Consider the following 24,752-nt stretch of genomic DNA (forward strand, 5'->3'; position numbering starts at 1 on the left):
CCCCTACTGTTGCTGCCATTCCTATTTGTTTAGCCGCTTCTATGACCAAATGAGATTGATCAAGTTCCCGTCACCTTACGATGACGTTTGATCACCATTGGTGGCCAACGTGCTCCCAGCGGGACTGTCTGCCACCATGCTCACCACGCTGCCCACCATAATCAGGCATGGCGAGGGTAACGGTTGAGCAGCGAGTCGCACGGGCATATCCGCCAACGTGCCCACCAACGATTGCTGTTCGGGCTGGCTAGCATTGGCCACCAACATAATGGGCCACGTATCCGGCAGACCCGCTTGGCGTAGGCCATGGCAGATAGCGTCTACTTTGGAAAGCCCCATATAGAACACCAGGGTTTCATCCTGACGGGCAAGGTTGGTCCAGTCCGGCGTGCCGCCCTCTCGACACAGTTGCGCCGTAATAAAGCGCAGCTGCTGGGCGTGGCCACGATCTGTTAGCGGAATACCCATCCCCGCAGCGGCTGCCGAGGCAGCGGTAATGCCCGGTACTATTTCGGCGGATATTGAGGCATTTGCTAACGCACCCAATTCTTCACCCATGCGCCCAAACACGCCTGGGTCGCCACCTTTCAAACGCACAACCGACTTACCCGCCTGGGCAAGCGAGACGATCAGCGCGCCTATCTCATCTTGAGGCACGCTATGATGCCCGCTTGCTTTTCCCACGTAATAGCGTTCAGTGCCTGACGGTATCAGCCCCAGCACATCGTCACCCACTAAGCGGTCATACACTACCGCATCGGCCTGCATTAACAGACGTGCTGCTTTCAAGGTGAGCAGTTCCATATCCCCACTACCTGCACCGACTAAATACACTGTCCCAGAACGGCATTCGCCGCTAAGCGGAAGGCTTAAGCGCGTGGCTGATTCGCGGCCAAAGGGCGCTAACACCCGCTGGCTGAGGCGCATAAAGGCCTCAAGCCATTTCTGGGTGAGTTGTTTGCTTAGCGCACGCATTTGGACGCTCCTCTTCAAGTAATGATTTTAATTCTGGAATACAACTGCCGCACTGAGTACCACAAGCCAGACGGGCACCAAGGGCTTCCACACTGATATCGCCCCCACGAATTGCCTTAATGATAGAGGTTTGTCCTACTTGATGACAGCTACACACCACGGGTCCCGCATCTACCGCACCATCATCGCAACCTGCCAGTAGCCGTTGGCGATGGTGAAGGTCTAGCGCCACGTCGTTAAAGCGCGCCTCAAGCCAAGCAAACCCCGGTAATTCTTGCGGTGGCCCTACCATTAGCCACCAGCGTAACTGGCCATTCACTATTCCTGCTGCGCGCAGTCTGCCGCTACCACTATCGTCGCACCACAGCGACGCAGGAACATCGAGCCACGACTCCACCGTTGCTAGCCAATCGCTGACCGGTGCCGTATCAGCGAGCTGCCAACGCTCGCAGTTACCCATAGGAATACGCGACCAATAAGCATTTTTACACCAACTGGGGGTATCCGTACGGGTTTGGTCGTTGGCCACCAGCAACGTTGCTTGCCAATCAATGGGCAGATTCGTTAATGCCACTGCGCCCTGCTTGGTTTCTGGCTGGCCAGACACAGGGTCGGTATAGCCAGTGATCAGTGCGCCGCTTCGGCCCTGCTTGGTGAAGCAGTCGGTCCAGTGCATGGGCACAAACACTTCCCCTTGCCGCTGGGCGTTTGAAATACGTACTCGCCCACGGTACTCACCTTCAGCTGCCGTCAGCATCGCAAGCCCTTGGTCAGCTACGCCCGCGTTGGCCGCATCCACAGGGTGCAGTTCAATAAACGGCTCTGCCCGATGATTCATCAGCCGCGGCGCTCTGGCGGTGCGGGTCATGGTGTGCCATTGATCGCGCACACGCCCAGTATTCAGTCGCAGCGGATAGGTCGAACTGAGCGCCTGTTCTGGCAACCGTGGCGTAATCGGCAATAGCTTAGCTCGGCCATTGGCCGTGGCAAACACACCCTCTTCAAACAGCCTTGGCGTGCCCCGAGGCGCAGATTGATTAACCGGCCACTGAATCGGCGAGAGCGCATCATAAGCGTCCCGCCCTTTGCCTGCCAGTGCTGAGATATCAAACAATCGCTTGCTCGTGCCACTGTTTTCAAAACCGGAGAGCCGTGCGTGCTCGTCGAAAATTTCCCATGGATGGGAGTAGCTAAACGCTTCAGCAAACCCCAAGCGTTTAGCAACTTCGCAGATAATCCACCAGTCGTGTTGAGCTTCACCAGGCGGTGTCAGCATGCCGCGCTGGCGGGAAATTCGCCGTTCAGAATTGGTGACCGTCCCATCCTTTTCCGACCAACCTGACGCGGGTAGCACAATATCGGCATAGGGCAGCAGATCAGTGTTAGCAACGCATTCCGATACAATTACCAGCGGACACGCTGCCAACGCGCGGCGTATCTTTGCGCCATCCGGCAAGCTAACGGCCGGGTTGGTAGCCATTACCCACAGCGCCGTAATCTCACCACGGTCAATGGCATCAAACAGCTCAACCGCTTTATGGCCGGGGGCATCCGGCAGCGTAGGCGCTAAGTGTTCAGTGGCCCAAAAGCGACTGACCAGATCAAGCGCACCGGGGGTGTGGTAGTCCATATGCGCAGCCAGCTGATTGGCAAGCCCACCCACTTCTCGCCCGCCCATCGCATTAGGCTGGCCAGTGATTGAAAACGGTCCAGCCCCCGGCAGGCCAAGTTTACCGCCCGCCAAGTGACAATTAATGATGGCATTACACTTATCGGTGCCACTGGTGGATTGATTAACCCCTTGAGAATAGAGCGTGACAACATGCAGCTGGCTGGCAAACCAGTAGTAAAAGGTTTCTAAGCGCTCGGGGTCGACGTCACAGGCTATTGCGACATCATTCACGCTGCTGGCACTCTGCTGAGCAGCGCTTAATGCCTCGTTAAACCCTTCGGTATGACGCTCAAGGTAGAGGCTGTCCAACCGGTGATGTGCTGACATCCACGCCAGCAGCCCGTTGAACAGATAAGCATCACTGCCCGGCCGAATACCAAGATAAAGATCGGCAATTTCACAGCTATCGGTCACCCTTGGGTCGATGACCACCACACGCATCAATGGGTTGCGCTCTTTGGCAACTTTCAGGCGCTGATAAAGCACCGGATGATTCCAGGCCAGATTCGAGCCAACCAGCACTACCAATTCCGCTTCTTCTAAATCTTCATAGTTACAGGGCACCGCGTCGGCGCCAAAAGCGCGCTTGTAGCCCGCCACCGCTGACGCCATACACAGCCGCGAATTGGTATCCAGATGCGGCGTGCCTAAAAAGCCTTTAAATAACTTATTAGCCACATAGTAATCTTCCGTTAACAGCTGTCCCGAAAGATACGCGGCAACCGTATGATTGCCATGCGCATTACGCTGCGCCTGTAAACGCCGTGCCGTTTCGGCTAACGCCTGCTCCCAGGAAACGTCTTGTCCATCCACCCGAGGGTGTTGCAAGCGGCCGTGCACACCCAGCGTTTCATGCAGGGCCGTGCCTTTGACACACAGGCGCCCGTAGTTAGCAGGATGTTCACGATCCCCTTCCACAGCGATGACGTTGCCACTGTCTATCGTCGCTTTCACTCCGCAGCCAACACCGCAATAGGGGCATGTGGTGCGGACGTCACCTTCAGCGAGCCGATTAGCCTTTGGCATTGCGTTTTCCTCCGGCGTTAAAAAGCAAAAAGCGTCCAAGCGAGCTCCTCAAAAGAAGCCTGCCTGGACGCCGTTGTCTCAGGGGCACCACCCTTGGTGCCATACTCATCAGTGGTTTGCTGCAGTTAGTGTTGTTCGTTGCGATTAGTCGTTGTGTTTTATTTGGCTAATACACTGCAATGAGCCGTTATTACTTGTTATCAACATTACTGCAAGCAATAAGCCCAAACCACCATATAAAACAAAATAATAAATAAAAACAAAATTTTATAATAAAAAGCCAACCTATTTGATAGCACGTTCAATACCCGCGGTTTCACCACGGGCGTTCTATTACCGTGCGCAGTACTCGCCAAACGCACCAATCGTGTGCGCTTACTTATTTACTCAAGCGTGGGCTTGTTGGCACGACAAAATATAAGCAACTGATTAGAAAGAATTAACTCATATCAAGGGAGTGGCTGGCTAATTTTTTGCTGCGTACTGAGCATATGAGACAACTTGGCAGCCAACGGCGGTTGCACAGCGTACTCAACGACGTGACTTAACGACGCTAACGGGCAACGACGCCCCTGACACACCTTTCTTAACGAAGGGCAGTGTCAGGGGCGTTTTTTTATTGCTCGACACACATGCTGAATGCAAGGAGCCACCTATGGAAACCGCTTCCCGGTGCGCATCTATCGACCACCTAATTATCATTGGCAACGGCATGGCCAGCCATCGCCTAATTGAAGCGCTGGTGCGCCACCCACAGCGCCCAACGTGTATCACCGTTATTGGTGAAGAGCCTGTACCTGCCTATAACCGAATACTGCTTTCCCCCTTATTGGCGGGTGAGCTTGCCACTGACTCGCTTACTTTCCGTGACCCAGCGTGGTACGCCGAACAGAGTATTACCCTGCTGCTCGGCGAAAAAGTAGTAATGATTGATCGCGACAACTGCCGTATTACTACGGAGAGCGACCGCTGCCTGGATTTCGATCGCTTAGTGATCGCGACGGGTTCACGACCAGCGATACCCAATGTTCCCGGCATTGAGCTAGCAGGCGTCCATAGCTTTCGCGACTTGCAAGATGCCACCGCCCTAGAAGCCATCGCTCAACGTGGCGGCAATGCGGTTGTTATCGGCGGCGGCCTGCTTGGCCTGGAAGCCGCCGAAGGCCTGCGCAAGCGCAGCGAGCAGTCGCTCTCTCAAGAACCCTATCAAAAACCCTATCAAGAACCCTTTCAAAGGCTCTCGGTTAGCGTGCTTCAACGCAGCGCGCGTTTAATGAATCGTCAGTTGGATGAAACCGCCGCCCAACTGCTGGAGAACACTCTGAGTAAGCGTGGTCTCCACATTGAAACAAACGCCTCGCTTGCTGCGCTGGAAGATAACGGCCACGGACACGTCAAGACGGTCATGCTGAACGATGGCCGCCGCTTACCCGCAGATAGTGTGATTGTCGCGGCGGGCATTACGCCCAATGTAGAGCTGGGGCAGCAAGCGGGGCTTCGCTGCGAACGTGCCATTGTGGTTGACGCGCACCTGACCACGTCTGACCCGCATATCGCAGCCCTGGGAGAATGCTGCCAATTTGAGCAGCACACCTATGGACTAGTGGAGCCGATTTGGCGTCAGGTTGACGTGTTGGCAGCCGTGCTGTGCGGCGAAACACCTGATGGTTATCAAGAAGCCCCTACTGCTACCAAATTGAAAGTCAGCGGCGTAGCGCTCTTCGCATTTGGCCCTACCGAAGCAGGCCCCGAGCACGACGTACTGCGCTACCGCGACCCAGAAAGCGGCGACTACCGTCGTCTGCTGCTGCGCGATGGCCAACTTGAAGGGGCGGTGCTCTACGGCGATACCCGCCACGGTCCTTGGTATTTCGAACAGGCATTGGCAAGTGCTGACCTTACGGCTTGCCGCCAAGCACTACTGTTTGGCCCTGCCGATGCCGAGGTACTGCAAACCGAGCACGCTGATAACGCGAACAGTCCTGCTTCCTCATCATCGTCTTCTCCATCCTCTTCTCACCCACCGACCTCAGAGGCGGCATAACCATGGCAACCCCAACAAAACTGATCATTATTGGTAACGGCATGGTCGGCCACCACTTGGCTGAGCAGCTAGTGGAGAGCGGTGCGCTTGAGCGTTTCGAAGTAACGATTTTTGGCGAAGAGCGCCACCGCGCTTACGATCGCGTGCATCTTTCGGAGTACTTTAGCGGCCGCGATGCCGATTCGCTTGCACTATGCGAGGCCGATTACTACACCAACCATGGCATTACTTTGCGCAGCGGTGAGGCGGTCACTCGCATTGATCGCGAACAGCAAACCGTCATCACTGCCCAGGGCAGCTACCCGTATGACCAGCTCGTTCTGGCCACCGGCTCCTTCCCGTTTGTGCCGCCCATTCCCGGCAACGACAGCGAAGGCTGTTTGGTCTATCGCACGCTGGATGACCTGGACGCCATTCAAGCAGCAGCAAAAAACGCTACGAACGGTGTGGTCGTTGGGGGTGGATTACTTGGATTGGAAGCCGCCAATGCGCTACGCGACCTTAATTTAGATACTGCCGTGGTGGAGTTTGCACCACGTTTGATGCCCATGCAGGTAGATAACGAAGGCGGTGAGCTACTCAAGGAAAAAATTGAAGCTCTGGGCGTCCAGGTGCTTACCGAGCGAGCTACCCAACGTATCGAACCTGGCGAGACCAGCCGCCTGCGCATGGTGTTCCAGGATGACAAAGTGCTGGAAACCGACCTGATTGTGTTTTCAGCAGGCATTCGTCCACAAGATACCTTGGCACGCGAATGCGGTTTGAACATTGGCGAGCGCGGCGGCGTGGTTATTGATGACCAATGCTGCACCAGCGACCCCGCCATTCTTGCCATTGGCGAAGTCGCGCTGTGGAACCAGAGTATTTTTGGTTTAGTCGCCCCTGGCTACCAAATGGCCAAAGCGGCGCTCTCCACCCTCACTGGCGGCGATACACACTTTAGCGGTGCCGACATGAGCACCAAGCTGAAGTTACTGGGCGTAGATGTGGGCTCTATCGGCGATGCCCATGGCACCCAAAACCCCGGTGCGCGCATGTTTCGCTATCTCGACCCGATCACCCAGGTGTATCGCAAGATGGTGGTAACCAGTGATGGTAAAAAGCTGCTGGGCGCAATGTTAGTCGGCGACAACGGCGCGTACGACACCCTCTTACAGTACTACGCCAACGGCATTGAGCTGCCCAAAGAGCCAGCCTCGTTGATTCTTCCCCAGCAGAGCGGAGCCGCCCCAGCACTAGGCCCAGACGCGCTGCCGGAAACCGCGATGATTTGTTCATGCCATAACGTCACCAAAGGCGATATCTGCACCGCCATTGATGGCGGTGCCGCTGATCTTGCCAACGTCAAAGGGGCGACCAAAGCCAGCACAGGCTGTGGTGGTTGCACCGCACTGCTCAAAAGCGTGGTCGACCACGAGCTAGAAGCCCGCGGCGTAGAAGTTGATAAATCGATTTGCGAGCACTTCGCCCATACCCGCCAGGAGCTTTACGATATTGTGCGCGTGGAAGGCATCAAAACCTTCAGCGAATTGATCGAAAAACACGGCAATCAAGACACCCACTGCCTGGGCTGCGACATCTGTAAGCCCGCCGTCGCCTCTATTTTGGCATCCTGCTTTAACGAACCAATCACCGATGCTGCTCACGTGCCGCTGCAGGATACCAATGACACCTTTATGGCCAATATGCAGAAAAACGGTACCTACTCGGTGGTGCCGCGCATTGCAGGCGGTGAAATCACTCCCGATAAGTTAGTCGTGCTCGGGCAAGTGGCCCAGAAGTACCAGCTTTACACCAAAGTCACCGGCGGCCAGCGCATCGATCTGTTCGGCGCACGTTTAGAAGACCTCCCCGCTATCTGGGGCGAGCTCATTGAGGCAGGATTTGAAACCGGCCACGCCTATGGCAAATCACTACGCACGGTGAAGTCCTGTGTCGGCAGCACGTGGTGTCGCTACGGTGTGCAGGACAGCGTCGGCATGGCCATCAAACTGGAAAATCGCTACAAAGGCCTGCGCGCGCCCCACAAGATTAAGTTTGGTGTTTCAGGCTGTACCCGGGAATGCGCCGAGGCTCAGAGCAAGGATATCGGTATTATCGCCACCGAAAACGGCTGGAACCTCTACGTGTGCGGCAACGGTGGCATGCGCCCTCGCCACGCTGAGCTGTTCGCCACTGACCTGGACGACGAGCAGCTCTACCGCACCATTGACCGCTTCTTGATGTTTTATGTACGCACCGCCGACCGACTGCAGCGCACCTCGGTGTGGCGGGAAAATCTCGACGGTGGGCTTGAGTACCTTAAAGAGGTCATTCTGGAAGATAGTTTGGGCATTAATAGCGAGCTGGAGCGGCAAATGCAGCATGTTGTCGATAGCTACCAGTGCGAATGGGCCAACGCCATCAGCGACCCAGACAAACTCAAACGCTTCCGTAGCTTCGTCAACGATGCGCGTCCCGACCCGTCAATCATTATGACGTCCGAGCGCGGCCAGCTACGTCCCGCTTAAACACTAAATAACCCCAAACCAGACAACGCCAATGAGGTAACTGATGACCGCGACCGCCCTCAAACACACCGTGAGCACCGACACCTGGCAGCCGCTCTGCGCTAAAGCTGACTTAGTGGCATTTTCCGGCGTCGCTGCTTGGCTGAACACGTCAGAAGGCCCTGCCCAAGTGGCCATTTTCTACTTACCGAGGCAGCGTTCCCAGGGACAGGAGAAAGAGCTCTACGCCCTTGACCACTTTGATCCGTTTTCTAACGCTAACGTCATTGCCCGCGGCATTATCGGTGATGTTAAAGGCAGCCCGGTGGTTGCCTCGCCACTCTATAAGCAGCATTTTCGCCTTGAAGATGGCCAATGCTTAGAGGATGAGGACGTCAAGCTGCGTACCTGGAAAGTCGCGTTTAGGGGCGAGGAGGTATGGGTGGAGAAATAGTAGTTAGCCACAGCAGTAACTGTGGCTAACTATATTTTTGTTGATCTGACAACAGTGGCGAGACATTAGCTTAAGTAATTATTGAGGCAATGTGTTGCCGCTGTTTTTTTATGTAGAAAAACCCTATGTAATCAAATAATCAACCTCCAAACAACTAAAGCGCTCGTAATAAGTCTCTACAACCTCCGAACTATTAATTTTTTTTCTAAACAGCCATTATAATTGCATCTTCTGCTGCCCCCGTAACAACCAGAGCCAGCTCACTGCTAACAGACAGAATCAAGCTCTACATTTCATCGACCAAGTATTTCACCTGATCAGTAAACATGTTTATCAACGGGGGCGGTCTCAATGACCAAGTGCAACACGTGACCCATCAGGTACGGTGTTGTCATGACTCACTGCTATCGCCATCTCTCTGCTGAAGACCGAGCCGCTATCATGATGATGCGAGCGACTCATCCGCCCCGGGCCATCGCCACTCATCTGGGCCGTGCTCCGAGTACAGTATCGCGAGAAATCGCTCGCCACACGATCAGTCCGACCAAGGGCTACGATGCCGGCCTGGCGGGCTACAGGGCTCGTCTGACAAGACATCGGCCACGTCGGCGTCCCAAGCTGCATCCCGACCGGGAGCTTTTCGAGGCGGTGGTCTACCTGCTGCGCAAGTACTGGTCACCGCAACAGATAGCCCGCACAATGAAGCTCATGTCTCCTGATTCACGTCGCCAGGTCTCGCATGAGGCCATTTACAACGCGCTCTATGTGATGCCCCGTTGCAGCCTTAAGAAGGAGCTCATCTCCTGCTTACGTCAGGGCAACGGCAAGCGTCGGCCGATACCAGCAGATCCCCGACCTGTTCAGCATCCACATGCGGCCACCTGAGATTGAAGACCACCTGATGCCTGGCCATTGGGAGGGCGATCTCATCATTGGCGCCAACAATCGCTCGCCGTCGGGACGCTAGTGGAACGCACCACGCGCTTGGTGATCCTGGTGAAAGTGGATGGCACCACGGCCACGGCGGCAGCCGTCGGGTTCAGCGACAAGCTCAATGAGGTGCCGCGCGCCCTGCGTCTGTCCATGACCTACGACCAGGGCAGAGAGATGGTGAAACATGCCGACATCACGCAGAAGACCGGTACGGCGATCTACTTCGCTGACCCGCATAGCCCATGGCAGCTAGGCTCCAACGAGAACACCAACGGGCTGTTGCGGCAGTACCTGCCGAAGGGCACGGACCTCTCCGTCTACAGCCAGGAAGAACTCGACGAGATCGCCGACTCACTGGATACGCGGCCGCGCATGCCACTGGAAGTTTACGCCGAGGTGCTCAAGAAATCGGTCGCTGGCCCGAGCACCTTTCAATAGTGTTGCGCTTGTAACTTGAGACCGCCGAATTCTGTAAGATATTTCTTACAGAATTTTCAGCAATATCTTACAGAACCACTACTTCTCTTAGTGCTATATTATAAATTATAACTAAAGAAGATCATTTGTTTTAAAGCTCCGTCGATAGTGGCTATGCGACAGATCAATGAGAGCGCCCTGGATGCACTTTCCAACACCATGCTTCATATAACTTAACACCCCTTCATCATCCATAACACTAAGAGAAATTTTAACTTAATCAATTGATGACTACATTATTTGATAAATATCAGGAGATTGACATGAATATATTAGGCATCGCCAATAATGATGTTGCAGGTGCTTGTTTGGTTCGTGATGGCTATGTAGTTTCAGCCGTTAGTGAAGAACGCTTTACCCGTAAGAAGAACGATATTGTCTGGCCATCCCGCTCAATTGACCACGTGCTTAGTATTGGAGGTATTGACCTAAACCAAGTTGATTGTATTTCTTACGGCTGGAACTCCGGGTTTAATGCTGAGAAACACCTGCCACTGTACTTTGACCGTATCGTTGATGAAACTAGAGATAACCTCGACGGGCTACTTTGGATAAGAAAACGCATTAATGACGAAATTCGAAATGACAAGCAAAAAAGGCAGGAGTTCGATGAATTTTTAACTAAACACAACCTGATTGATAAAGCCTTCTATATTGACCATCATGAATGCCATGCCTTGGGGGCATTCGTTTGCTCTCCGTTCAATGATGCATTGGTGATTACGTGTGATGGCCGCGGTGATTTCCAGTCCCTTACAGTAAGTCGCTATTCCGAGGGTGGCTGCGAGGTTTTGCAAAGGGAGACTACAATAGATAGCCTAGGTTATTTCTATGGTCGTATTACACACTTACTTGGGTTTAAGCCTAACCGTCATGAGGGGAAAGTCACTGGGCTCGCTCCTTATGGGAACCCAGAGAAACTGTTGCCACTGATGCAACGAATGATTGATATAAAGGACGGGGGGCTTAGAGCAAACTGCGGAGATAACTATCAACCGTCATACAATGGATACAGTAGTAGTTTAAAAGAGATCATTTCTCGTGAAAAGCCGGAGGATGTCGCCGCTGCCGCACAACAGCATATGGAAAACATATTGGCAGACATCGTACGCCGTCACATTGGTACGGCTGGGAACGAAAATGTATGCTTGGCTGGCGGGGTATTTGGCAATGTGAAACTAAACCAGCGCATACAAGAGGTTGATAGAGTAAATAATGTATATGTGCTTCCGTGCATGGGCGATGGGGGCTTACCTCTCGCTGCAGCAGTCGGAGCTGCTTACTTAAAAGATGGAACAAGATACAAAAATCAGAGTATGAAACTTGGACCCGATGCAGGGGGGGAACAGGACAATTTGGCGATACTGGAAAACGAATATCCTGAGCTGATGTCCTACCAACCTGAAGATATGATCACCACCCTAGTCGAAGCTCTAAATAACAACCAAGTACTGGGCGTATTCAAAGGAAAGATGGAGTTTGGTCCACGAGCTCTGTGTAATCGCAGCATTATTTATCATGCGGCTGATGCTGATGTTAATGATTGGCTAAACAAGCGTATGGGGCGAACAGAATTTATGCCATTTGCTCCTGTCACTGCACTGGAGCATGCTTCAAGCTGCTATTTGGGGTGGCGAGAAGACCATGTGGTTTCTGATTCTATGACCATGACTTATGACTGTCACCCAGAGTTAGCCGAGAGATGTCCAGCGGTAGTACATGTTGATGGTACTGCTAGGCCTCAAGTAATTCGTCCTGAATCAGATCCGTTTATCCACTCACTTCTATTAGGCTGGTACCAAGAAAGTGGACAGCCGGCATTAATCAACACCTCATTCAATAAACATGAGGAGCCAATTGTTTGTGATGTTCGTGATGCCTTTGATGCACTGCGAGATAGAATGGTTGACTTTGTGGTATTGAGCGAAAAAACTCTAGTGTGGAAGAAAGGGGAAAACAATATGGCAAGGTTATATTTTGAGTAAAAAGTAAAAAGTGTGCGAGTATGTACTCGGTAGCTATTAGCTAGCTTTTCTATGGCATTTCTAGGTTCGTGCAACAAGTCTAGAAATGCTACATCACAAATACCTGGGGCTGTTGGTGTATCTCGTCTATCTATTCTATTTTGCAGCTGAAGGTATTCTTTATCCATTCTGGCCGATTTGGTTGAAATCAATTGGATACAGCCATGGTGAAATCGGGGTTCTTCTAGGTGCTGCCTATTGGCCACAAATATTCGTTGGCTTGAGTTTGGCTTACCTTGCAGACTGGCGATTCTGCCAGTTGCGGCTGGCAAGTATTGCCGCATTGCTATCGACATTATGTATTGCTCTATTCTATCTTCCACATAACAGTTATTTATACTTAGCCCTAGCAGCACTGTATGGTGGGATGTGGAATTCAGTACTGCCATTAAGTGAAACTTACCTCTTGGCAAAAGAGAGAAAAAAAGAAATCGACTACGGTAGGGTTCGTGCCGTCGGGTCGCTCTCCTTTATAGTGCTATCGATTTGTGGAGGAGGATTGCTCACACTTTTTGGTCAGAATATAGTTCCAAGTCTGGTCGCTACTTGTATGGCGCTAACTGCGCTTTCCTGCTCTTTTTTATCTAAAACCCACCCCAACAAGATAGTAACTCCTGAAGCTGAAATTCGAAAACATCATCCCCCAGACTGGCGTAAATTGCGCCATCACCCCGCTTTATTACTATGTTTTTGCTCGGCAGGGTTGATTCAGTTGAGTCATTGCCTATACTTTGTTACAGCATCAAACTATTGGCTACAACTGGGTTATTCATCAACCTGGGTTGGTATATTCTGGGCTGTCGCTGTTATTGCTGAAATTATCTATTTCGCACTATCTGGGGGGGTGCTTCGTAAGGTTTCGCCGTTGACGGTGATTATGCTTTCTGGGCTTTTTGCTGCATTGCGCTGGGCCTTGGCCTTGTTCGAAAGCAGTTTAGTATTAATTTTATTCGGTCAACTACTCCACGCTTTAAGTTTCGGCGCCTATCATTCCGCAGTTATGCGCTACATTCGTGATTATGCTCCGAGTTCTTTGCACACACTGACACAAGGGCTTTACTACTCAGTTGCAGTAGCACTGCCAATGGGTCTGATGATACCAATAGTAGGATGGCTATTCGACAATATAGCTATTCATGCATATTACCTGATGGTCGCCTTTGCTCTCTCCGGCGCACTCACCGCATATCTAGCCACACGATTAAAAGGAGAAAAACATGGGTAAAAGAATCTTTTCAGCCGTCTGCTTTGATATGGATGGCGTTCTTGTCCAGTCTCGAGATGTTATTGAGAAGTCGTGGGCATATGTTGCTAGTGCCTATGACGTAAAGCTAACTAATACTGACATTCAAAAACACATACATGGACGCCCTGGGGATTATACGCTAAACGCGCTATTTGGCGAATTCCCTGAGCATCTCCGCACAGTGATAAAACAACGCGTCGATACTTTTGAAGAAACATCACCCTGCTCATTAGTGCCTGGCGTTTCCACTCTGCTTAAAAAGCTACAGCGGAGCCAAGTACCTATTGCTCTAGTCACTAGTAGTTGGACGGCGAGAATTGACTTTATCCTGCGTCTCCACAAACTGGAGGGGGTGTTCAAAACAATTATCAGCCGCGAGGATGTTACGAACGGCAAGCCTAACCCTGACTGTTATTTAAAGGCTGCATGCCAACTTGGAATTGAGCCAGATAATTGCTTGGTGTTTGAAGATTCGCAGAGCGGGGTAAAGGCTGCTGTACAGAGTGGTGCAAGTTGCATTGCCATCGGAGACGATCCTTATTTGAAGCAATGCGGCGCCATAGAGCTTCATGAGGATTTCTGTACGCTACATCCACGCCTTAGCAGCCTGTCTGGGCATCATGTCGAATCGTGTAGCGATAACGCACATATTGTTTTTCACCCTTCCTCTGATCCACTATGAGCTCTATCATGACATCAACTATCCGATATGCTCGAACTTTATGGGACTTTCTAAGTGACGGTGCTTCCTATTTAAATGATAGTGAGCTGATCGTGGTTTGTGGCTCATACGACGTAAGAGTGTGTGACTATGCCTGCGAGCTACTGGAAAAAGGTATAGCTCCACTGATGTTGATTACGGGGAAAACCGGAAACTGGACTCGCCACTTATGGTCAAGCACTGAGGCTGAAGTGTTTTATTCACGAGCTCGATCCAATGGCATCCGTGATGACCAACTGATGGTAGAGAATAAGGCCAGGAACTTTGCAGAAAATATTGCGTTCTCTAGAGAGCTTTTCCCCACTGTCCGTCGTGCCACTTTTGTAACTAAACCCAATTCAATCCTCCGAGTACAGAACACCCTTCCTATCCAATGGCCAGAGCTTTGTGCAGGAGTTGATGCACCTCCTCTTGCATTCCCCGACGATATCTCTAATCAGGTCGGTGTACTTGGCCTAATTGATGAAATGGTTGGTGACCTACACCGCCTACAGCACTACCCGCAGCTAGGGTTTCAAACCTCATTGCCAATTCCTAATGATGTCTTGCAAGCATGGCATGAATTAATCCATCAGGGGTTTAGTAGCCACCTTTTGGACTACCCTATCGGAAAGCTCTAACCATAACGACTCATCTGATCGGGTATGTGGCTTAGATAGTAGATGTTTCCTTCCTGCTATTCCGCTTCTTACCCAGCTCAGAATGCTGCTCTCGTATTGTGTATCCATGTCAACTGGTTAATTAGTGCGATGCGTATATCTATATTTTATAATTACAATCCGCGAGGAAAAAATAGTTATGAGCTACACACAGCTATCGCCAGCAACGAATTGGCACTTTAGGCACGATAATTCGACCCACGACGAGCGCCCCTACACTTACTAGTGGCATAGTGAGTGGAACCGGTGCAACTACACTTTCGCCTTGAAGATGGTCAATGCTTAGAGGATGAGAACGTTAAGCTGCGTACCTGGAAAGTCGCGTTTAGGGGCGAGGAGGTATGGGTGGAGGGATAACTGACAGCGGCTTTCGATGACGTTACTCCCGTCGAGGAATAGCGCTCGCGTAGGTATTCAGGCTCAAAAAATGCTCATCTGCCCGCTGCAACGCATCGAGTGCCTGTGACCGATCATCTTCTGCCAATAAGGTGCACAGTACTTCGGAGATGGCTAAGGCGGGCGTTAACGTATGGAAAAAGCTGTCGCTTTCCGTGGGGCAAAAAATCGTCTGCTTTGACATCCCTACCAGTGGCGATACTTCACTATCGGTGATCGACAGAATCGTCAGCCCCTTGTCTTTTGCCAACTGCGTCAGTTCCAGTGTCGCTACTGCGTAAGGTTTGACGGAGACAACCAGCAAGGCATCTTCGGGCGTGGCACGAATTAGCGCATCGCCGCCGGTTCCCGCCGGTCCATCTAGGTGGACCGAGCGGTCCCCCAACAATGACATAACGTAATGGAAATGCCACGCCACGGAGTGGCATGAGCGCAAGCCTAGCACATACACTTTTCTCGCTGATTTCAGCGTGTTAGCGATGGCTTCCAACCGTTGCAGTGAGTCAGGCTCACAGAGCCGAGTAATCTGAGCACTCAGCCCATGCAGCATATGCGCGGCGATATTGCCGTTGGCCGAGGCTCTAGCCCCCTCGTTTCGCTGGCGAACTTTAGCGGCAAAGCCATCACTTCCCCGCCGCAGCGCTGCCACATAGTGCTCGCGAATATCATCGTATCCTTGCTTCCCCAGGAACTTTGCAAGACGCGTCATGGTGGCAGGCTGCACCGCCGCATGGCGCGCCAACTCGCGCATAGAAACCAGTGCCACCTCATCCGGGTGTTCCAGCACGTAGCGGGCAGCCTGCTGGAGCTGCGGCGACATGGCATCGTACTGGGCGATAATCTGCTCCCTTAAAGGGTCGCGCTGCGGCATGTGTGTTGCCTCTTATACGGCTTGTTAAAACAGCCGCCGATTTAAACGTTACTGTTGTAAAAAAACAATGATCTATGTGTTTTACCAAAAACACAAATGATTCAAATGTTGCAACCACAAGCCAAACTGTGCCAATCTTCTCCTTATGGCGTGCTCACATCGCTAAGTGACCATAAGGAACCGTCTCCATGACTCGTATTCTTCATCGCAGTATCGGCCCAACCCTCCCTCATGCCGCGTCGGCGCAAGGCGTCTACATTACAGACACCTCTGGGCGCCGATACCTAGATGCCTCAGGAGGCGCTGCGGTCACCAGTGTGGGACACGCCCATCCAGAAGTACTGGCGGCGATGCGCGCTCAAATTGATAACCTCTGCTACGCACACACCTCGTTTTTCACCACCGACGCTGCTGAAGCGCTTGCTGAAAAACTCGTCAATTTGGCACCTGAAGGATTGAATTACGTCTATCTCGTGTCAGGTGGATCAGAGGCCGTTGAAGCGGCGCTGAAGATGGCACGGCAGTACTTCGTGGAAATTGGCGCCCCCCAGCGTAGACACATCATTGCCAGGCGTCAGAGTTACCACGGCAACACAATTGGTGCGTTGGCAACCGGTGGCAATGCGATGCGGCGTAAGCAGTTTCAGCCCATTCTGCCAGAAACTCATCATGTCTCCCCCTGCTATGCCTATCGCGAGAAAGGCGCCGATGAGTCGCCTGAGGCTTACGCTATTCGGCTTGCCGACGAACTCGAAGCAAAAATTTTGGAACTTGGCCCTGAAGAAGTGATGGCGTTCGTTGCCGAACCCGTCGTAGGCGCCACCCTTGGAGCTGTCGCCTCTGTCGCGGATTATTTTAAACGTGTTCGTGCGATTTGCGACAAATATGGCGTGCTACTGATCCTCGACGAAGTGATGTGCGGCATGGGGCGGACCGGCACGGTCTTCGCCTGCGAGCAAGACGACGTCATACCGGATATCGTCACCATAGCCAAAGGCTTGGGCGGGGGGTATCAGCCGATCGGCGCAGTGATGCTGTCCGGCAAAATTTACGACAGCTTCGCCAACGGTTCTGGCCTGTTCCAGCACGGACATACTTACATCGGCCACCCTGTTGCCGCGGCAACCGCTAACAAAGTGGTTGAAATCATTGCGCGCCCCGAGACACTTGCCAATGTAAACGCCATGGGCGCGAGATTACAAAGCGGTTTGGAAGCCGTTCTCGGTGCATCCCCTTATGTCGGCGACATCCGGGGAAGAGGGCTGTTTCGCGGTATCGAACTGGTGGCGGACCGAGACACGAAAACACCTTTCGACCCGAGCCGAAAAATTCACGCCAAGATTAAGCGACAAGCCATGGCTCGTGGGCTTATCAGCTACCCTATGGGCGGCACGATTGATGGTATTCACGGTGATCATATCCTGCTGGCACCGCCCTATATTATTGAAGCCGATGATGTCGACCTAATCATTGAGCGCATTGCCGACGCCATCAACGCCGCCATCGCCGAGTGATGTCACGCACCCTATCTGAATGGAGCTCACCCATGACGCCCTCTTCTCCCTGCCCGCCTATTGCTGATGCCGATTGGCCAAACGAGATCGCAGAATTACGCGAAGACTTTGCCGGTGCGCTCAATGTCTATCGCACCATGGCTCATCACCCGGATTTACTCAACGCCTGGGCACCTTTGCGCCAGCATGTTGTTAAGGAAAATGCCTTAGGGCCAGAATTAACCGAGGTGGTGATTCTACGCGCTGGCCTGCGCATGGGGTCACGCTACGAATGGGCTCACCATGTTAGCCGAGCACTCGCTCTAGGATTCTCCACTGCACGAATCGAAGCCATTAGAACTCGCCCCGAAGGCGTTGATGGTCTTATCGTCGACGCGGTGGATGCATTGTTTGACCAGCGAATGCTGCCCCCCGAGCAAGAAGCAGAGCTCGCAGATGCTATCGGACGCAAGGCCGTTATCGACCTGATTGCTATGGTAGGGTTCTATTCGGTGTTGGGCTACCTGCTCAAGACTTACGACACACCGGTCGACGACAATATTCAAAAAGAAGCGCAAAAAATGCCAGCGCTCTTTTCGCTAACCTCGTAGACACTCATGACCCTAAAACTAATGTCAGTCTTAGACAGGGTAAGCTACTAATAAAATCGCCGCCTAATCTAGGCGGCGATTTTCATCTAAAAGATCCCGAAACAATAATGGCGACCTGAATAAATAAGGCATGCTTAGAAGATAGTGAATGTTACGCACATGCATTTGCTTCCAAGCACTACACATCTATTTTTCGCATTACCACACAGTCAAGCTTCCGCCCTGCCACCACCGAATACTCAGGTAGCTTTTCTACTACTTCGAACCCGGCTTTTTCCAGTACCCGCTGTGAAGCGCGGTTGTCTAAAGAGACAATAGCAGAGAGTTCCTTAAGCTGATAAACACCGCGAGCTTCGTTGATCAGATAGTGCAGCGCCTTTTGCGCCAGCCCATTACCACATGCATGCTGGGCTATCCGATAACCCACCTTAGCGTAACCATTTCCTATCTCACGTAGGTTGGCGCGCCCAACTATCGCACCTCGATGTTGAATAATGAACGGCCTCATGCGTCCTTGGGTATTTAACGCCAAGCACTCATTAATATGCTGGCGAATACCTTCAGGCGTGTAGAAGTGTTCCACTCTGGTCTCTATATGCTGCTCAAACCATACCCGCTCGGCTACCTCAAACTGAAGCAGTTCAGCAGCGTCTTGCTGGGCAATGAGCTGAAAAGCTATATCCTTGGCGTGACACATAAGCACGTTTCTCCCTGGGTGCTAAGTTGGTCGATCAGAGGCTATTTCTATAGGCTCAGGGTAAACAAATCACTGACATTGCGGCCACTGATATTGCTATGCTTGCCAGCCTCTTAGCTAGGCAATCTCGGAGCAACAGTTCGTGAAAAAAGAGTCCAGCACCTTAGCGTTTTCCGCTTTCATGGCACTGCTGATTGGCTGTGCAGGAATCACTGCGACGTTGGCGTCTAACTCCCAGGCTATTTTGCTGGATGGATTATTTAACCTTATCTACTTTAGCGTAGCGCTGGTCACCATCAAGGTCAGCAAGTTAGCCAGCCGACCCGATAGCGAGTCCTACCCATTTGGCTATAGCTATTTCGAGTCGTTGGTAAACCTATGCAAAGGTTTATTGATATTAGGCGTTTCCATCTTTGCGTTAGTAGACGCCATCGCTGCGCTACTGACAGGTGGGCGAGAGATCTCAGCGGGGCTTGCCGTTATCTATGCGCTGTTTGCCACGGCCGCTTGCTCACTCACCGCTTGGGTCATGCACCGCAGCCAGCGCCACGTTAGTAGCCCGCTAGTGGCTGCTGACAAACTCAACTGGTTGGTAAACAGTATTATCTCAGCTGCCGTGTTAGCAGCATTCTGCTTGGTGATGCTGTTTGAGCGCTTAGACTGGCGGGGAATCGTACCTTATGTCGATTCACTTCTGGTGATGGCCGTGGTGTTGCTATGCCTTGGCGTACCGGTGCGTATGGCCTCCCAGGCTCTGCGCGAGCTGCTCAATAAAACGCCCGACGAAGCAATCGCCGAGCCAGTGCGCCAAGCGGTTGCTCGTGGTCTTGCAGATATCGACACCCAGGAAGTGCGGGTTCGCATGGTACGCCCTGGCCGCCTGCTGTATATCATGGTTCATGTGGTGCTACCCAAAGCATTTCATGCGTCTACGCTTGCCCATCAAGATGTCCTACGCCAGCAAATTGATGAAGAAGTGCGCCTCGTTTACTCCCCTGTTGTCTGCGATGTGGTCTTCACCGAAGATGATCGCTGGGCAGCGCCTTCCTGCGGGCAGCTAGTGAAGAAACACGCTTAATCGCGCACCACTAAAAAAGCGGCCCGTGGGCCTAATGCCAGTCAGTTAAGGCTGACTGGCATTAGCCGATGGGCTGGTTTTTTGTTTAATAAGTGCCTGACGATGACTCCACCCCAGACCTCCGAGCCGCCCTCGTCATTCCCGCAGGCCCTTAGCGGGAATCCATGTTGACCTGGAGTTTCGGGCTGCTGCAGGCCAAGGTCAAGTTGGATTCCCGATACCCCCGCTCGGGAATGACGTGCGGTGACTCGGGAATAACGCTTGTGTCTATGGTAACTATTAAACCGCTGAGACAGCGGCATAAGCCACCATTTCTACCAACATCTCTTCTCGCGCAAAACCAGACACAATAATGGCGGCCCGATTGGGATAAGGCGCGGTAACATATTCCGCATAGACGCGATTAACAGTGGCCAGATCTTCGCGTTGCGTCACGTAGATCAATACCTGGGTCAGCTGCTGCATACCCGCGCCAGCACTTTCTAACGTGTGCTGAAGATTATCTAAGGTTTGGCGAGTTTGTGCTTCAATGCCACCCTCGACCACCGCCCCATCGGTACCAATGGGAATTTGCGCGGTGAACAGGATACCATTACCAACAACCGCCCACTCCAATGGTGCCTTAGCCGCGTATAAATCTGTTTTTACCTGTTGAATCATTTCACTACTCTCGTCGGTTCATCAATCATTATCATTAACGCCCGCACCGGCACCACTGCGGGAAGCATCGGAAGACTCGACTAACATGCGATGGGCTAGGGTTTTCAAGCGTGCCCAGATCGCATCATCGACCTCGGTGCCTTCCTGAAGCGCACGCTCTCGGCAAGCCATTAGATCGAATTCAGAATGGCGTGCCAGCAAATCAAGGTCGTGGTCCGCTCCCAGGGAAGGCAGCAGCTCCACATGGTTGGCCATCACCAGGGTGATGCCGTCATTGGGTTCGTTTTCTTCCGGAACATCGCGCACCGAGTAGATGCGCACCTCTGGGGTGGGGTGACCCGCACGAAAGCCCACCACCTGTTCGGTAAGCGGCTCCTGAGAGTTACGCCAGAAGGCAGTAATATTGATACCTCTGCCCGCCAGACGTGACAGATAACCCATGATTAACTGGCGGTTGCGACAGCGACGGATTTTTACCACGGACAAACCGCGCGCACGGGCTTTGGCAAACCCCAATTCAGTCGCCAAGCTGATGCTGCGCAGTACGCTCTGGCCATGGCCGTCCAGGACGGCTAGGTCGCCGTCTTGGTAAATCACCTCGGGCAAGGCCTCGGGGTCTTCTTCGAGTAGAAAATCTAGGCCGCGGTTAAGCTGATCAACCGCGTTGAAACCGTGACACTGCATCCACGCCACCATATCAGCAGCATCCGCGGCATCACCGTCTTCAAATCCAATACCGGTAAACGCTTTTCTGCACAGACCTTGCAGCTCATTAAAGGAGACTTTCATAACGACATACCTCCTTGAGCAGTTCGCTGTTGTTGTGATGGCGACTGTTGTAATGGCGACCGCTCGCCCTGTGGAGATTGATCGCCCTGTGGAGATAGCTCAGCGGGTGCCACGCAGCCCTTTTCCAGCTGCGGCTGTAGCGGAAAACTCCAGTCATCGAAGTGACTAAGGTCTTCCGGCTCGGCGTTAAGCTCCTCCACCAGCGGCGCCCCCTGAAGCAGGGTAATGCGTACCCAACGATCAGATTTGGGGTCGAAGCGGCTAGCACCAAAAAACGCTAGCTTGGTGCGTAGCAGGTGCATCGGCTTCATACCCTGATGCCAGAGGTTGGCATGAATATCGCCATAGGTAGACTTCACCAGCGTCTGCACACGGCGAATGATCTCTTTATGGCGCGGTTTAGCGAGCAGAAAATCGACCACTTTGGCGCGCGGTGTGGTTTCCAGAAATTCGCAGATAGCTGCATGGCTATGGGCAACCCGTGGCCCCATGGCAATCAGCATCTCTTTCTCAGTACCTGGTTCTTCATGGCGCACACCTAGGCGTGGTTCCTCTTTTTCTGTTGAGCGATACCAGAACCAGTAGCTCCCTTCACGGCTGGTGTATTCATACTCCAGTGCCCAGCTATAGTGCGTCTCTATCAACTGGCGCAAGCGCATCAGCGGCATATCTGGCTGAAGGTCGAGGTTTTCATTAACCCCCATTTGCTCTTCCAGCGGGTCGACCTGTTCAGGATAAAGCTCAATCAACAGCGTGTTGATCAGTTCCTGAGCCTCTAGCGATAGTGTCCGCTCGCTCCAGGCCACCAGCTGTGCCCAGAGGTCTTCCTCTAACGGTGCGCTCTCCAACCAGGCCAGCACATCCGGCAGGGCTTCCACGGTGGTCGTATTGCGCTCGGTCTGCTCAACGTCCTCAGTAACGGTTTCCGCCAAGTGCTGTATTGCTCGACGGGTTAAGGCAATCAGCCTGGCACGCTCATGCTCGCTAGGTGTCTGACGTTGAACCAGCGCCAATGCGGTTTCACGCTGGTTTACCCACTGGGCAATCAGCTGTGGATGGTTAATCAAAAACGGCGCCATACCTAGGCCGGTGGAGTTGCCGATACCCAGATAGCGGCGCAGCTCGGTGGCCAGTTCGCAAGCCGTCTCAGGTGCTCGACAACGCGCCAGATGCTCAACCTGTTCAATAGAGAAGTGGCGCAGCAGATAGACCCCCGCCATCTGCGCCGAAAATGGGCGGCGAAAATCGGGGTTTTCATGTAAGCGGGCAAAGTCTGCAATGCCAAACTTACCATTGCCGTAAACAGCGGTGGTGCGGTATAGATAGCCCACCCGAGTTAACCATGTAGGATCCGGTTGCCGACCATTAGCCAACGCTTCCACAAAATGCGCAAAGTTACGCAGGCTTTTGTTGGCGCGAGACATTACCAATAAGCGTGGATGCTGGCGTCCAGCTTCTTGCAGCGGCACATTAGCCGCCATTTGTGCCAACAGGCTGTCGTCCACATCCCCTTCGACCAGGCCGAAGGTGACATCCCAGGCCTCAGCGATAACGCGGTCAGATCGGGCCGCGTCATCAAGCGGCTGGGCAAACATCACCCCATGGTAACGACCATAGGGCGTTTGCAAGCGGTAGATGACGGTGCCATAACCATTCTCGTCCAGATCAAAGCGTTCTCGACTCACCTGCCACCGTTGGCGTCCCATCTGGCGCATCAGGGTACGCACAAAACTTAAGCGGCAAGCATGCAGGCTACCCAGGCGCTCCAAACGCATCACTTCATCGGCAGGCCGTAAGCTCAAGGGCGCCAGTGGTGCCAGCCCCCAATCACGATTACTCATTAACAATCACCTTCTTGCGCGTCGTCAACCCCTGTTCACGCGCCATGGCATAGGCTGCTTTTGGCCCTAGCCACAGGGATGGCAGCAGCACCAGAGACACAGGGATGGCGGTAATCACGATAAATTGCTGCAGCACGCCTATCTGTCCAGCGCCCATATAGAGCAGGATCGCGGCCATCAACGACATAGTGATACCCCAGAAGACACGCACAGCCGTGTGCGGTTGATCATGTCCAGTACACACGACGGCAATCGCGTAGCTCATGGAATCGCCAGTGGTCGCCACAAAGATGGTGGTTAGCAGCAGAATAGCCAGCGCCATAACCGTACCGCCCGGCAGCGCTTGCGCCACGGTTAACGTCGCCACATCAAACTGGAAGTTATTGAGCGCTTCGGTCAGGTCAATCGCACCGGTTAACTGGTAGTGGATACCTGAGCCCCCCAGCAAGGTAAACCAGACGGTAGTGGCGATAGGTGCCATCACAGCAACCGCCAGAATCATCTGGCGAATGGTGCGGCCGCGTGAAATGCGGGCCACAAAAATCGCCATCAGCGGGCCGTAACCGATAAACCAGGCGAAGAAGAATACCGTCCACCACTGCATCCACCAGCCTGGGGCGGTTTCCGAGGTCATGGTGGCCATAGCAAAGAAGGAGGTAATGTACTGACCGAACCCTTGTAGATAGGCGTTAGTAAAGAACAGCGTAGGGCCGAAAATAAAGATCACCGCCGCAATCACTAACGCCAGAAACACGTTAAAACGACTTAGAATCTGGATTCCACGATGAATACCGGTTGCTGCCGAGGTGACGTAAACTACCCCTAGCGCTATCAGAATCATCAACTGGGTGGCGTAGCCCTCGCTGATACCAAACAGTTCGTGCAAGCCAAAGCTAACCTGAGTAGCTAGGAACCCAATGGGGCCAACGGTGCCCGCCACCACAGCAATCACACAGCAGGCATCTACAACGCCACCCACCCAGCTACGCATCAGACGCTCACCAAGCACTGGAGCTAGCAAGGTGCGCGGCTGCAGCGGTAGACCACGGTCGTAGTGCCAGTAAGCCAGTACGATGGCAGTCAGCGAGCCAAGTACTGCCCAGGCCAGAAACCCCCAGTGCATAAACGACTGCGCCAAGGCACTGGCAATGGCTTCCACGGTACCGGCTTCGGTGTCAAACGACGGTGGCGTGACCACGAAGTGATACACCGGCTCTCCAGCAGCAAAGAACACACCGCCCCCCGCCAGCAAGGTACACATAATGATCGAAAGCCATTTAAACGTGCTCAACTCTGGCCTGTCCAAACCACCGATCTTGGCACTGGCGGCTGGAGAGATGGCTAGGCCAATAGCGATAAAGAAGGTCAGCAACAAAAAAAGTTGGAAGTAGGAGCCAAGCACTGCCGCTGTCCAGGCGAAGCCGGAGGAAATAACCCCTGCCACCCCTTCTAGATTAATCAGCGACAGAAGTACAAAAAGAATAACAAAACCGCCACTAAGCGCGAGGACTACCGGGTCGCCGAACTTACTTAGCCCGGAGGCTTCATCCTTGTTGTGGGGAGAGTTCATTGAAAAACCTCATTATTGATTATTGT

Annotated in this window: 19 protein-coding genes and 1 pseudogene; 12 read left to right on the forward strand and 8 right to left on the reverse strand. The window is 52.9% G+C overall.

The genetic code is table 11. The features are described from left to right. Positions 1-75: 75 nt before the first annotated feature. Both cobA and HZS79_RS08460 read right to left on the reverse strand, forming a co-directional pair. On the reverse strand, positions 76-975 hold the full coding sequence (gene cobA / locus HZS79_RS08455; RefSeq protein ID WP_179927592.1) for a uroporphyrinogen-III C-methyltransferase: 900 nt from the start codon (positions 973-975) through the stop codon (positions 76-78). Beyond that, positions 935-3,673, reverse strand: coding sequence for a nitrate reductase (locus HZS79_RS08460; protein ID WP_179927593.1), 2,739 nt, complete (start codon positions 3,671-3,673; stop codon positions 935-937). Before HZS79_RS08460 ends, cobA begins: the two co-directional genes overlap by 41 nt. Positions 3,674-4,328: 655 nt before the next feature. Here HZS79_RS08460 and HZS79_RS08465 point away from each other — a divergent pair. From HZS79_RS08465 to HZS79_RS08505, 9 genes and pseudogenes are all read left to right on the forward strand, one after another. Continuing rightward, entirely contained in the window at positions 4,329-5,717 is a 1,389-nt protein-coding gene (locus HZS79_RS08465; protein WP_179927594.1) for an NAD(P)/FAD-dependent oxidoreductase, read from the forward strand. Between the two features lie 2 nt (positions 5,718-5,719). Then, the gene (gene nirB / locus HZS79_RS08470; protein WP_179927595.1) at positions 5,720-8,227 is read left to right on the forward strand and encodes a nitrite reductase large subunit NirB; all 2,508 of its coding nucleotides are present in this window, start codon (positions 5,720-5,722) and stop codon (positions 8,225-8,227) included. Between the two features lie 43 nt (positions 8,228-8,270). Next, positions 8,271-8,660, forward strand: a complete 390-nt coding sequence (gene nirD / locus HZS79_RS08475; protein ID WP_179927596.1) for a nitrite reductase small subunit NirD — start codon at positions 8,271-8,273, stop codon at positions 8,658-8,660. Between the two features lie 393 nt (positions 8,661-9,053). After that, a pseudogene (locus HZS79_RS08480) lies at positions 9,054-10,031 on the forward strand (IS30 family transposase). Between the two features lie 302 nt (positions 10,032-10,333). After that, positions 10,334-12,055 (forward strand): carbamoyltransferase family protein, encoded by a 1,722-nt coding sequence (locus HZS79_RS08485; protein WP_179927597.1) that lies wholly within the window; start codon positions 10,334-10,336, stop codon positions 12,053-12,055. Positions 12,056-12,170: 115 nt separating this feature from the next. After that, positions 12,171-13,319: an MFS transporter gene (locus tag HZS79_RS08490; protein WP_179927598.1), complete on the forward strand. Its 1,149-nt coding sequence runs from the start codon at positions 12,171-12,173 to the stop codon at positions 13,317-13,319. Beyond that, positions 13,312-14,022: an HAD family hydrolase gene (locus HZS79_RS08495; RefSeq protein ID WP_179927599.1), complete on the forward strand. Its 711-nt coding sequence runs from the start codon at positions 13,312-13,314 to the stop codon at positions 14,020-14,022. Before HZS79_RS08490 ends, HZS79_RS08495 begins: the two co-directional genes overlap by 8 nt. Positions 14,023-14,030: 8 nt before the next feature. Further along, positions 14,031-14,681 (forward strand): YdcF family protein, encoded by a 651-nt coding sequence (locus HZS79_RS08500; RefSeq protein ID WP_179927600.1) that lies wholly within the window; start codon positions 14,031-14,033, stop codon positions 14,679-14,681. Between the two features lie 285 nt (positions 14,682-14,966). After that, a complete protein-coding gene (locus tag HZS79_RS08505) occupies positions 14,967-15,077 on the forward strand; it encodes a nitrite reductase (NAD(P)H) small subunit (protein ID WP_371829566.1) in 111 nt (36 codons plus the stop codon). A 22-nt stretch (positions 15,078-15,099) separates the two neighbouring features. On the opposite strand, the gene HZS79_RS08510 is transcribed toward HZS79_RS08505, so the two are convergent. Next, positions 15,100-15,987: a MurR/RpiR family transcriptional regulator gene (locus HZS79_RS08510; protein WP_162219076.1), complete on the reverse strand. Its 888-nt coding sequence runs from the start codon at positions 15,985-15,987 to the stop codon at positions 15,100-15,102. Between the two features lie 188 nt (positions 15,988-16,175). Here HZS79_RS08510 and HZS79_RS08515 point away from each other — a divergent pair, with 188 nt between their 5' ends. After that, the gene (locus HZS79_RS08515) at positions 16,176-17,501 is read left to right on the forward strand and encodes an aspartate aminotransferase family protein (RefSeq protein ID WP_179927601.1); all 1,326 of its coding nucleotides are present in this window, start codon (positions 16,176-16,178) and stop codon (positions 17,499-17,501) included. 32 nt (positions 17,502-17,533) lie between these two features. Further along, positions 17,534-18,091: a carboxymuconolactone decarboxylase family protein gene (locus HZS79_RS08520; protein ID WP_179927602.1), complete on the forward strand. Its 558-nt coding sequence runs from the start codon at positions 17,534-17,536 to the stop codon at positions 18,089-18,091. Positions 18,092-18,269: 178 nt separating this feature from the next. On the opposite strand, the gene HZS79_RS08525 is transcribed toward HZS79_RS08520, so the two are convergent. Then, positions 18,270-18,788: a GNAT family N-acetyltransferase gene (locus HZS79_RS08525; RefSeq protein ID WP_179927603.1), complete on the reverse strand. Its 519-nt coding sequence runs from the start codon at positions 18,786-18,788 to the stop codon at positions 18,270-18,272. A gap of 142 nt (positions 18,789-18,930) precedes the next feature. Here HZS79_RS08525 and HZS79_RS08530 point away from each other — a divergent pair, with 142 nt between their 5' ends. Further along, positions 18,931-19,866 (forward strand): cation diffusion facilitator family transporter, encoded by a 936-nt coding sequence (locus tag HZS79_RS08530; protein WP_179927604.1) that lies wholly within the window; start codon positions 18,931-18,933, stop codon positions 19,864-19,866. 279 nt (positions 19,867-20,145) lie between these two features. On the opposite strand, the gene HZS79_RS08535 is transcribed toward HZS79_RS08530, so the two are convergent. The 4 genes from HZS79_RS08535 to HZS79_RS08550 are packed head-to-tail and all read right to left on the reverse strand — an operon-like array spanning position 20,146 to position 24,726. After that, positions 20,146-20,526: a RidA family protein gene (locus tag HZS79_RS08535; RefSeq protein WP_162219081.1), complete on the reverse strand. Its 381-nt coding sequence runs from the start codon at positions 20,524-20,526 to the stop codon at positions 20,146-20,148. Between the two features lie 21 nt (positions 20,527-20,547). Continuing rightward, entirely contained in the window at positions 20,548-21,315 is a 768-nt protein-coding gene (locus tag HZS79_RS08540; protein ID WP_162219082.1) for a DUF3726 domain-containing protein, read from the reverse strand. Beyond that, positions 21,312-23,156, reverse strand: a complete 1,845-nt coding sequence (locus HZS79_RS08545) for a hypothetical protein (RefSeq protein WP_179927605.1) — start codon at positions 23,154-23,156, stop codon at positions 21,312-21,314. The genes HZS79_RS08540 and HZS79_RS08545 overlap by 4 nt, the downstream gene beginning before the upstream one ends. Continuing rightward, a complete protein-coding gene (locus HZS79_RS08550; RefSeq protein ID WP_162219084.1) occupies positions 23,149-24,726 on the reverse strand; it encodes a BCCT family transporter in 1,578 nt (525 codons plus the stop codon). Before HZS79_RS08550 ends, HZS79_RS08545 begins: the two co-directional genes overlap by 8 nt. Positions 24,727-24,752 lie beyond the last annotated feature (26 nt).

The sequence above is a fragment of the Vreelandella zhaodongensis genome (genome assembly GCF_013415115.1).
Lineage (GTDB): Bacteria > Pseudomonadota > Gammaproteobacteria > Pseudomonadales > Halomonadaceae > Vreelandella > Vreelandella zhaodongensis.